General features: G+C 49.6%; 7 protein-coding genes. 4 read left to right on the forward strand and 3 right to left on the reverse strand.

Translation table 11 applies throughout. The features are described from left to right. Together ybeY and BM318_RS05730 are read right to left on the reverse strand one after the other, a co-directional pair. Positions 1–447: an rRNA maturation RNase YbeY gene (gene ybeY, locus BM318_RS05725; protein ID WP_245759751.1), complete on the reverse strand. Its 447-nt coding sequence runs from the start codon at positions 445–447 to the stop codon at positions 1–3. Beyond that, positions 398–3,991: a hypothetical protein gene (locus tag BM318_RS05730; protein ID WP_143099929.1), complete on the reverse strand. Its 3,594-nt coding sequence runs from the start codon at positions 3,989–3,991 to the stop codon at positions 398–400. The genes ybeY and BM318_RS05730 overlap by 50 nt, the downstream gene beginning before the upstream one ends. A 66-nt stretch (positions 3,992–4,057) precedes the next feature. Between BM318_RS05730 and BM318_RS05735 the strand changes: the two genes are divergently transcribed. The 3 genes from BM318_RS05735 to BM318_RS05745 all read left to right on the forward strand — a co-directional run bounded on the left by BM318_RS05735 (position 4,058) and on the right by BM318_RS05745 (position 7,724). Continuing rightward, complete coding sequence (locus BM318_RS05735; protein WP_092981409.1) at positions 4,058–5,116, forward strand: alkane 1-monooxygenase; 1,059 nt, start codon at positions 4,058–4,060, stop codon at positions 5,114–5,116. Between the two features lie 70 nt (positions 5,117–5,186). Beyond that, complete coding sequence (gene gltX / locus BM318_RS05740) at positions 5,187–6,686, forward strand: glutamate--tRNA ligase (protein WP_092981410.1); 1,500 nt, start codon at positions 5,187–5,189, stop codon at positions 6,684–6,686. Positions 6,687–6,791: 105 nt separating this feature from the next. Next, a complete protein-coding gene (locus BM318_RS05745; protein WP_092981412.1) occupies positions 6,792–7,724 on the forward strand; it encodes an SPFH domain-containing protein in 933 nt (310 codons plus the stop codon). Between the two features lie 150 nt (positions 7,725–7,874). On the opposite strand, the gene BM318_RS05750 is transcribed toward BM318_RS05745, so the two are convergent. Further along, positions 7,875–9,563 (reverse strand): glutamine--tRNA ligase/YqeY domain fusion protein, encoded by a 1,689-nt coding sequence (locus tag BM318_RS05750; RefSeq protein ID WP_092981413.1) that lies wholly within the window; start codon positions 9,561–9,563, stop codon positions 7,875–7,877. 278 nt (positions 9,564–9,841) lie between these two features. Between BM318_RS05750 and BM318_RS05755 the strand changes: the two genes are divergently transcribed. Further along, complete coding sequence (locus BM318_RS05755) at positions 9,842–12,094, forward strand: T9SS type B sorting domain-containing protein (protein ID WP_245759752.1); 2,253 nt, start codon at positions 9,842–9,844, stop codon at positions 12,092–12,094. Positions 12,095–12,105: the final 11 nt, after the last annotated feature.

Raw genomic sequence — 12,105 nt, forward strand, 5'->3', positions numbered from 1 at the left:
TTAATGTTTCACGTGGAACATATCTAAGGCCGCGTCTTCGAGCTTTCGCATTTCCCAGACTTCTTCTTCACTATGATCATCGTAGCCCAATAGATGCAATAACCCATGTGCCATTACCCGGCGTAACTCCTCTTCATAAGTCGTTTTCAAACTCGCAGCATTATCTGCAACCCTATCCGTAGAAATAAAGATTTCCCCGGATATCTCCTGATTTGACCCGTAGGGAAATGTTAGGATATCGGTGTAATAATCGTGGTTTAAGAACTGCTTATTCATTCCCAGCAGTTCCTCGTCTGAACAGAAATAATAATGAAGATTCTCAATCCTTGCAGAATGAACCTCCCCCAAAGAAATTAACCAATCGGTATATTTCTCTTTTTCCTGAAGATCAGCGCCTTCACTCTTGTGGTATACTATCGGATCGTTCCCGGAAATAACTTTTGACACGGTCCTTATAATTGAGCCGCAAAGGTAATACTTGTCTGTTTAATATCTCCTGAGTGTTTTGAATGCGTTCAAATACCTCCGGACGCGTAATAATGGGGTTTCTGAAATACTCCTCATTTGTATTGCTCGTCCGACGGCTTTCCTCCTCCTGCTGAAAAGATGCGTTCTCCAATTGCATCAATCGTTGCTGAATCGCATTCATTTGATTCGCCGTACGCTCCGTGATACCAGACCGAAGCAATTCATTTTCGAACTGCTCCATCTGCCGCGCAATACTTCGCAGCATTTCCTTATCTGATTCCTGTATTAAGTCTTCTAACTGTTGCTCCAGTTGCATTCGTATACGCTGCTGCTCCTTATATATACTATATACTTCCTCGTAATTCAATTCACTCTCACCCTGACCATTGCCCGATCCGCTGCCTTCTCCTGAACTACCGTCTTTTCCCCCGTTCTGGCCCTCTCCCTGCTGTCCTTGAGAACCATTGCCATCACCTCCCTGTTCGCCTTTGCCGTTATTTCCAGACCCGCCTTGCTCTCCTGATTCTCCATTCTGCCCTCCTTCACCTTGTTGCCCTGATTGGCCTTGCTCGCCCGATTCACCTTGCTGTCCACCTTCTCCCTGTTGACCACCTTCTCCTTCAGATCCGGATTCTCCCTGTTTCCCGGCTTCGCCTTCGTTTCCTTCCTGACCTTCCCCGGAACTTCCTTCCTGCATTTGTTGCTGCAAATCCTGCTGGCTTTTGATAATGTCCGGCAATTGAAAATCTCCCCCGCCAGATCCCTTTCCTGGTTTCATGGATTGTTGCATGTTCTCCAGGGCAGCTGCTAGCATTGCTGCGAGCTCATTAGAGGCCGTTATGGTGTATTGCTGATAGGAAGCTCCCCGCAGCCATTGGCTCTCCGCCAGAACCTCCAGGCTTTTGTCAATATTGTAGTAGACCTCTCCAATCTGTTTGTTAATGGTTTCGCTGATTTCCGGCCGCCGCAGCGAAAGCGCCAACAAGCTATCATCTACGTGCTCAAAAAGATTGCGCAGTTCCTGTTGCCTGCGAATGTCCCCTGTTTCATTCAATCCCCGCTCCCTGTACTGTTGAACCTGGTCAAACAAACGTTCCTCCTCCAAGGAAAAGCTCACCAAATTCTCCAGGATCTGCCGAAGCATTTCGGCATCCTCGGCGTTCTGGGATTCGCTGGAACCACCCATGCCCCCGCCATCCTGGTTTAAAGCTTCCGCCATCTCCTTTATTTTACGAGCCGCACTACGCTGTTTATTGGCTGCCTTTGCCGCCTCAGACGACGATTCGCCCTCTTGGCCACCCGCCATCTCGTCTCGCTTGGCGTTCTCATAGCTCTCCAGAGCCCTTTCGGCATCCTGCTGATCTTTGTCTATGGCCGCCTCCTTGGTTGCATTCCGTTTCCAGGGCATAGGCTGTTTCAAATCCTGATTTGCTCTTTCTAAATCCTGCAGATCCAATCGCAGGCTGTCGAACTGCTTGCTTAGTTTTTCTTGTTCTTCCAGGCCGCTATCCTCAAAATTCTCCTTTAATCCGGAAAGTGTTTCCTGGCGCTTGGCCATTTTCTCCAGCTTCCGGGCCAAAGCGCGTGCCTGCTGCTGTACATAGTATCGCTTGGTAAGCTCGAGCAGTTGCTGTAAACTTCGGTCATTCTGGGCTTGCTGCTTGCCCATTTCTTCCAGTTGTTCCTGCAATTCTTCCTGGCTCAACTTGTCGAGAATCTCTTGCATCTCCTTCATTAAAGCGGCATTTTTCCTGGCCTCTATCTCTTGCCGTTCCAAACGCTCCTCGAGCAATTCCTTGAATTCATTTTCACTCTCATCTTTCTCAAAGCTTTCCTTCAGCTCCCTGGAGAACTTCTCCATCAGTTTCTCCTGTTGAATCTGGCGATTGATCGTTTCCTTCAGGCCCCGGCTTTCATTAAAGCCCATTTCCTGCCGCTCCTTTTGCAATTGCAATTCGTTGTCCAGCGCCTCTGTGGCCTCCTTTTGCTTTTCCCGCGTCCGCTCCAGAGCAGAAAGTATTCCCTTCTGATTGTCCAGCAATCTTTGTGCTAACTCAGCGCTATCAGGCACCTGTAGCCTGAATACCTGGCTCTTCGTACTTTTTCCATTCCGTAACCCGTCATTATCCCGAACTTCAAAATACAACTCGTAGGAAGCCGGGGGAAGATTTGCTATCCCACTAGGAAACGTATAGTAAAACTCCTGGTAATTATCGCCGGAAGGTTGCAGGGCTATGGTGCCCACTTCTTCGGAGGTGTCTGAATCCGAAATGACCACCGCAAGGCCAGCTATGCCGTGATCGTCAGAGGCCGTTCCCGAAAAGAAATATTGCTCAGGTGAAATAGAATCCTGCAGCACCTCAACAGCCACGCGGGGATATTCGTCGCGGATCACCTTTACCTCATAATTAAGACCCTCGTAATCCATTAAATTTTCATTGCTCGTACTAAGGGCATAGGGGCCCGATGAGAAAAACCGCTTTTGAAATGTAAAGTTGTTCCCCGCCTTCTCCATAAAGCGCATGGTATCCTTATCGGTATAGCGTATTGCATCGGTATGTACTGCGGTCAGCTCCCAATTAACCCGTGTCCCTTCCGGTATGGAAAAATCGCCGGAGCCCTGAATTTCCTCGGGGGATCTCTTTAAGTAGGTGGGATATTCCAAGCGTACCGAAAAGCGGTCGATAAGTGGAATCTGCAGGACTTCCAACTCGTAGCGCGCCGAACGCCAACCGTTGGATTCGAAATAGAGTTCCGAGGATTGCAGAGGTGGATTGAGGGTTGTTTCAAAATGGGTTAGCCTGTCCGACATAAGCACCGGCCGGCCATCTACCCAAAGCGTAACTTCTTCCGGCTGCAGTTCCCCTTCTGTACTTACCCTAATTACAACAGGAGCGTTTTCCAGCACCCGAAGCGAATCGTTCAGGAGGGCAAAGCTAAATGGGGCTGGGGGCGAAAAATTTGCTTCGTAGCGCAGCACGCGATCGTAGGATCCGAAGAAATCCCTGGCCTTACCGGTCACAAAAATGAGTGCCAGCAGTGCCAATGGAATTAAAAGCAGCTTGGCGCGTTTGTAGGCGATTGAAAAATTTACCGCTTTGATAAAGGGTATCCGGGTAAGCTGTTCTGAGCGCTGATCGATACTGGCCATAAGCAATTCGGAATCGTCTTTGCGCCTGGCTAATTCCAACAAGTTCAGCAGCCTGTCACCTACTTCAGGAAAATGCTCCCCGATGATACGGGAGCCTTCCTCCTGGCTCAATCCTTCCCTTAAGTTCAAGAGCTCCAGGGAAGGCCTGATAATCCAATAGTACAATCCGAAGCCGATACCCAGCAGCAATACCCAAAACAAGACGGCCCGGGCAGTTCCGGACATCCAGAGTGCGTATTCCAGCCCTCCTGCAGCCAACATCAGTACCGCGGAGGCGAAAATAAACAGGATGCCCCCGAGCAAAAGCTTCCTCAGGTAATAGCGCCGCATAAAGGCTTGCAGTTTCTGCAGTATGGTTTGGTACCGTTCCAAATCCCTATCTTTAATCACAAGATACTAAGGGCCGGGAAAAAGCGGCCGTTAATTGTTGTTAAAAGCATGTTCAAATCGTTGAAATACCTGATGGCTTACACCCTGCCGCTTGTTGCCTGGTTCGGTTTGAGCCAAGGCGGTTTCTGGTATTTTGCACCGGCAATTTATGCTTTTGGGATTATCCCGATATTCGAAACACTGCTGGCCCAGGACGGCCGTAACCTCGGGGAGCAGGAAAAGGAGAAGCTAAAGATTCATCCCATTTTTGACTGGATGCTTTACCTGAACGTTCCTATGGTCTACGGGATTCTAATATATGGTCTGGTTCTCGGTACCACCCTGCCGCTGTCCACAACAACAATGATTGGGTTGATCAGCGCTGTGGGTATTACGATGGCGGTCAATGGCATTAATGTGGGGCACGAACTCGGGCACAGAAACTCCGCTGTAGAACGCTTCCTCGGCAAGCTCTTATTGCTGCCCAGTCTCTATTTACATTTCTACCTCGAGCATAATAAAGGACATCATCTGTATGTAGCCACCCCTAAAGACCCGGCAACCGCACGGTATAATCAATCGGTTTACCATTTCTGGCTCAGCTCAGTCATCGGTCAATATATCAGTGCCTGGCGCCTGCAGCGCCAAATACTTCAGGCCGAGGAGCTCGCCTTTCTCTCGCCTAAAAACCATATGTTTTGGAGTACCGTGGCCCAAATCGCCTACCTGGCGTTGGTTTGGCTGGTATTCGGTGCCCTGGGAGCGCTTATTGCCTTTTCCGCGGCAGTGGTTAGTTTCCTGATGCTCGAAACGGTAAATTATATCGAACACTACGGTTTGCGCCGTCAGTTATTGCCTTCCGGACGGTATGAGCGGACGACGGCCCGGCATTCCTGGAACAGCAATCATACGGTGGGTCGCATTGTGCTTTACGAACTCACACGGCACAGCGACCACCATGCCCGTTCGAATAAGAAATATCAGTTGCTCGATTGCAAAGAGGAAGCCCCTCAGCTTCCCTATGGCTACCCTACGTCTATGGTTTTGTCCCTGATCCCCGGCCTTTGGTTTTCCATAATGAATCGCAGGGTACCCGCAGATATGTTGCCGGAAACACGCCGGCCCTAATCCTTTTGCAATAAGCTCGAGCTTTGCAGTGCCCGCCGGGCTTCCTATCTTTGCCCCTCAATAAAAGCATATGGCAGCTCCTGTACGTGTTCGATTTGCTCCAAGCCCTACCGGGCCCCTGCACATAGGTGGTGTTCGTACCGCCCTGTACAATTACCTCTTTGCACGGAAACACGGAGGTTCCTTCGTGCTTCGAATCGAAGACACGGACCAGAAACGCTTTGTGGAAGGAGCAGAGCAATACATCGCAGAAAGCCTTGACTGGCTCAACATTCCCTACGATGAAGGTCCTGGGCGCGAAGGTAACTACGGCCCCTACCGCCAGAGTGAGCGCCAATCCTTATATCAGGAGTATGTTTTCCAACTCATAGATAGCGGATGGGCCTATTATGCCTTTGACCGGCCGGAAGCCCTGGAGGCGCATCGGGTGGATCATGAAAAGAAAGGCAAGACTTTCATTTACAACTGGCATAACCGGGAAAAGCTAGACAACTCCCTGGGCCTTACGTCCGAGGAATTAGCAAAGCGCCTGGATTCCGGGGAGGCGTACACCGTCCGGTTTAAATGGCCCAAGGATGAAACCCTGGTCTTTACCGACATTATCCGTGGCGAAATCCGGATCGACACCAACACCCTCGACGATAAGGTCCTCTTTAAATCCGACGGGATGCCAACTTACCACCTGGCCAATATCGTAGACGACCACCTTATGGAAATTACCCATGTGATTCGGGGGGAAGAATGGCTTCCTTCGCTGGCATTACATGTTAAGCTCTACGAAGCTTTTGGGTGGAAGGCGCCTGAGTTTGCGCACCTCCCGCTGATTCTCAAACCAAGTGGAAAAGGCAAGCTCAGCAAGCGCGATGGGGACAAGCTCGGATTTCCGGTTTTCCCGTTGCAATGGGAGGAGAGTATTGGCTATCGCGAAGCCGGTTACTTTCCCGAGGCTGTAGTCAACTTCCTGGCGTTTTTGGGTTGGAACCCCGGGACAGAACAAGAGTTGTTTTCCCTTGAGGAGCTGGTAGATGCCTTTAGCCTGGAGCGGGTGCATAAATCCGGAGCGCGGTTTGATCCGGATAAGAACGCTTGGTTTAACCAACACTACCTTCAATCCAAGCCAATTTCTGCTTTAGCCGGTGAATTTGTTTCGCTGGTCGGTGAAACCTATCCCGGTGATTATGAGGATGGCTTTCTCTTGCGAATCCTGGAGCTCATGCGGGAGCGGGCACACTTTCTACCGGAGATCCTGGAGAGCGCAAAATTCTTTTTCGTTCGGCCGGCGGAATATGATCCCAAAGCCGCTTCAAAACAGTGGAAGCCAGAAACGCCCGAGCGTATGGAGGCCCTGGAGGAATTCCTGAAAACCGTGCCGGAATTCCGTAGCGCTGAACTGGAAGCAAGCGTTAAGGAATGGATTGTCAATTCCGGATATGGTTTTGGACAAATCATGGCGCCTTTCCGGCTGGCCCTTGTTGGGGCTTTGCAGGGACCTCACCTCTTTGATATTGCGGACTTGCTGGGACGGGAGGAAACGCTATTGCGGCTGAGAAACGCTATTGAATCCCTGTAACTTATTGTTTTTTATATCCTTACATTATTATTCGTAACAAAATCACACGAATTACGACTAATAAGGCAATTCCGTATCTTTTTCTAAACGTAAATACTAAACACTATGGGCTCCATTTTATTCTGGGGACCCGCAATATTTGTGGGTTTCTTTCTATGTCTACTCATTTTCTTTGTTGTCAAGCAGCAAACCGCTGTGGTAGTTGAGCGCTTTGGTCGCTTTCAAAGCATTCGCAATTCAGGGCTGCAATTGAAAATTCCGCTTGTCGATCGCATTGCCGGACGGCTGAGTCTGAAAATCCAGCAGTTGGATGTGATCGTTGAAACAAAGACCCTGGACGACGTATTCGTAAAACTGAAGGTCTCGGTTCAATATGTAGTGATTCGGGACAAGGTCTACGAAGCCTTCTACAAACTGGAATATCCACATGAGCAGATTACTTCTTATGTCTTTGACGTTGTTCGCGCCGAAGTGCCCAAGATGAAACTGGACGACGTCTTTGTCAAGAAAGACGACATTGCCATAGCGGTGAAATCTGAACTTCAGGACGCGATGCTCGATTACGGGTACGATATCATCAAAACCCTGGTTACGGATATTGATCCGGATTCTCAGGTTAAGGCGGCTATGAACCGAATTAATGCCGCGGAGCGCGAAAAGATCGCAGCGCAGTTCGAAGGAGATGCCGCCAGGATTCTGATGGTCGAAAAAGCCAAAGCAGAAGCAGAAAGCAAAAGATTGCAAGGACAGGGTATTGCCGATCAGCGCCGGGAGATTGCCCGGGGTCTGGAAGAGTCTGTTGAAGTGCTCAATAAAGTTGGTATAAATTCCCAGGAGGCTTCCGCGTTGATCGTAGTTACGCAACACTATGACACCCTTCAGGCTATAGGGGAGGAAACCGACACCAACTTAATCCTGCTTCCGAATTCTCCGCAAGCCGGAAGCGACATGCTCAATAATATGGTTGCTTCTTTTACCGCAAGCAATCAAATTGGCGAGGCCATGAAGAAGAAAAACAACAATCCTCAGGGAAATTAAGTTTGCGCTAAAATAAGCCCTGCTGCCAGGATTTCTTCCTGACGGCAGGGCTTTGTCTTTCCAGGGCCGTAAAAAGCTCTAGAAACGCCTTATTTAAAGCCCTTTTTCATTGATAAAACCGATTGGTTTTTTAATGACGATAGGGCTTTTCTATTTAGCCTTTTCTTCGATTTTTGCCCAGGTATCGCGCAAGGTCACTGTCCGATTGAATACGAGTTGATCCGGTGTGGAATCAGGATCTACACAAAAGTATCCCAGACGCTGGAATTGAAATCTATCACCAGCTTTTGCTTCGAGCAAGCCGGGTTCAACATAAGCCTTGACAATTTCCAAAGAATCCTCATTCACGAAATCCAGGAAGTCTTTATCTTCATGTTGGTCTGGAGTCGGATCAATAAACAGCCGATCGTACAATCTTACCTCGGCCTCTCCGGCGTGTTTTGCAGAAACCCAGTGCAGGGTACCCTTAACCTTGCGCTGACTTTCTGGCGTGCCACTTCCACTTTTACTTTTCGGATCATAGGAGCAATATACCGTAGTGATATTGCCTTCCGCATCCTTATCGACACGTTCGGCCTTAATAATGTATGCATTCTTCAACCGAACTTCCCCGCCTAACTTCAGCCTGAAAAACTTGCGGTTGGCTTCCTCCTTAAAATCGGATTGCTCAATCCACAGTTCTTTAGAAAAAGGGATTTCCCGGGAACCTGCGCTTTCGTCTTCCGGATTATTCTCGGCTTCCAGCCATTCCTCCTGCTCCTCAGGATAATTCTCAATGACCACTTTCAGTGGATCGAGTACCGCCATTACCCGCGGAGCTACCTTATTGAGGTCTTCCCGCATGTGGAACTCCAGCAAATTCATATCGACCACATTATCCCGTTTGGCAATTCCTATGGTTTCGGCAAAGTTCCGAATTGCAGCAGGGGTGCTGCCACGCCGGCGTAATCCCGATATTGTGGGCATCCGCGGATCGTCCCAACCCTTAACATGCCCCTGTTCCACCAATTGCAGCAGTTTTCGCTTACTCACTACCGTATGGCTAATGTTTCTGCGGGCGAACTCACGCTGCTTGGGCCGGAGCTTGTCCTTAGATACCAATTGGTCCAAAAACCAGTCATAAAGTGGTCTGTGCGGCTTGAACTCCAACGTACACAGGGAATGTGAGACTTGTTCTATGTAATCGCTCTCCCCGTGTGTCCAGTCGTACATCGGATAAATACACCAATCGGTATTTGTGCGGTGGTGAGCCTTATGCAAAATCCGGTACATCACCGGGTCCCGCATGAGCATATTAGGTGACGCCATATCAATCTTAGCGCGCAGTACATGGCTTCCTTCCGCATGCTTGCCTTCCTTCATCTCCCGGAATAGCTTCAAATTCTCCGCTACACTTCGATCCCGGTACGGACTATCCGTGCCCGCCTGTGTTGGCGTTCCCTTTTGCTCTGCCATGGCTTCTGAAGTCTGGCTGTCTACATAGGCCAGCCCCCGTTCTATCAATGCTTCCGCCCAATCGTAGAGCTGCTGAAAGTAGTCCGATGCATAGCATTCCTGATCCCACTCAAACCCCAGCCAGGCCACGTCCCGTTTAATGGCTTCTACATACTCCGTTTCTTCCTTCGCCGGATTGGTATCGTCGAACCGCAAATTCACGGGCGCCTCATAGCGCAGACCCAGGCCGAAATTCAAGCAAATCGAGCTTGCATGCCCAATGTGTAAGTACCCATTGGGTTCCGGTGGAAAACGAAAACGCAAAGCCTCCGGATCAAAACCATTTCGCAGGTCTTCCTCGACAATGTGCTCTATAAAATTGAGGGATTTTGATGCCTCACTCATAGCTGGAGTTTTAAGCTGACAAAGGTAGGAAAAATGGCGCTTACAAGCCGATCGCTTCCCAGTATCCATACAAATCCACCCGTTTCACAACATATTTGATCGGCCCGACAACAATAAATTCGTCCAACTGCACTCATAAGCCATATTTGTTAGGAATTGATCTTGGGAATTTTCTGTAGGACAACGATTAACCGCTAACCAATTCCGTCCAAAGCAAACCCGAGTGATTTGAAAAGTAGGGCAAATACTTTGACAAATCGATTTTAAAAATGCGTCTTATGTTTCAAAAATTACGTTTCGCCACAGCCCTACTGTGGGGCCTAATGTGGATCCAAACCGGATCCGCCCAGGTACTCAATGCTCCTGAGGCAGCCCCCAACCAAACCCCACCGGCTGGCAGCACCGCCTGGTCTGCCGCCTGTGCTTCCGCAAGCTTTAACGATTACTGGGTAAACTTTACCTGGAGCCCGCCGCTTGTGAACTCCGATAACGAATTTATCCTGGAACTCTCCGATGCTTCCGGTAGCTTCTCAAATGCCACCGAACTTGCACGAGACGGCTCCAAGAATGCCGAATTTGACTTTTATTTCCAGTTCTCTTTGCCTACCGATACACGTGGGGAAGGATATCGCCTCCGTGTTCGCAGTACCAGCCCGGCCATTACCAGCCCTGTATCTGTAGCCTACCCCATGTATTATCTCGACGTTAATGGCGGGATAACTGTCAGGCCTCAGGGACAAGCCGATTTTGGCGACGGTACTGCCCAGGTATGTGATGGTAATTCCATTACCCTGGAAGTTTACGGACTGCCTAATGCAGGCACCTACAACTACAACTGGTACCGCAGCGGAACCCTGCTGGCCGACAAAGGCCCGTCCATTGTGGTTAGCCAGGCGGGTATGTACAATGCCGAAATTGACTACGGTTCGTGTTCCGGATCGGGAAATACCCTATCAAACATTATTGATGTAACCACGGGGTCCAGTTTGGGCATTCAGATTAATCCCCCCTCGAAAACTGCTTTATGTAGTGGGGAAACCGAATTGTTGGAAGCCAACATCACTGGCCAGGGTCTGACGTATACCTGGTTCAAAGATGGCGTTGCCATTACCAGTCCTACCGTGGACGACTCCACCTACCTGGTAGATGCTTCTACCCCTGGATTTGAAGGGGACTATTCCGTAGAAATATTTGGTACCGGGGCTTGCGTGGAACAGTCTCCTGTAGTTACGATGACTAATGCCGGGGATTTCAATGTAACCCGCGACAACCCGGATACTGTTGTAGTCCTGCCCGGTCAAAACTCCACCCTGAGTGTTTCCACGGATGCTTCAGGTGTAACCTATCAATGGTATCGCAATGGTAACCCCATCAGTGGGGCTACTTCAGCCTCTATTACCGTAGACGATACGGTAACCGGAACCTATTTCGCCCGGGTATCGCTTACCGGAGGCGCCTGTGCCTCCACCAGCAAGGATTCCCCGGCAACCGAGGTTGTTGCCCCCGTGGCCCTTGAGCTGGATATTGCTTATTCCGGTACTTACAGTGCCTGTCAGAATACAGATGTTGTGCTGAATGTTTCTCAAATCCGCGCTATTGACGGCGGGGGAGGGGCTACCGACGTTACGGCCAGCCTGCAGGGAGACCTCAACTACCAATGGTTTTTCGATGGAAATCCTGTCGGCGGTGCTACCGGTTCCTCCATTAGTCTTACAGACGTTAGTGAGAACGGAGACTATTCCCTTCAAGCCAGTATTTCGAGCTACAACGCGACCTCCAATACCCTGGGTGTGCAGCTTCGCGTAAATGAAACGCTGGTGATCAACGCCTCTGAAACCACGGTTTGTGGCCCGGCCCAACCCGTTATTCTGGATACCAACACAGATCTTACCGGTGTTACTTTTGATTGGTTCCGGGATGGTGTTAACCTCAATCGCGCAGAAGCCAGTATTGATGTTAGTACCCCAGGAATATACCAATTGGTTATACAGCGTAGCGGATGTCCGGTTCCGTCCAATGAAATTACACTGAACAGCCTGGACGAAAACCTGATTACGCTCGATCCAGGAACAGATCTTCGCATCCCTGAAGGCACCTCCCGTACGGTTACTGCGAGTGGTGGTGATTCCTATCGCTGGATGGATGCACAAAACAACGAACTAAGTACTTCTTCCTCCTATTCCTTTACCACTGAGGGACAATATATGTTGGTGGCTACCCTAGGCGGGTGCCAAATCAGCAGAGTCCTGACCGTAAGCTATCTCGACACCTTTAAGGTGCCCAATGTTATTTCCGCGAATGGTGATGGGATCAACGACCAATGGATCATCCCGAATAGCTTTTCGGGAAGAGCTGAGGTCCAGGTGATCATCTATAACGATAAGGGTGAAGAGGTGCTCAATGAATTTAATTATCAAAACGACTGGCCTTCCTCTGCAACGAGCTTTCCAAGTCAAAACATGGTGTTCTACTATAAAATCCAGAACGCCAGTGAGACGCTTAAGCAGGGTACCATTACCGTTATCCGCTAGCCAACTAAACC

The sequence above is a fragment of the Robiginitalea myxolifaciens genome (assembly GCF_900115205.1).
GTDB classification, from domain to species: Bacteria; Bacteroidota; Bacteroidia; order Flavobacteriales; family Flavobacteriaceae; genus Robiginitalea; species Robiginitalea myxolifaciens.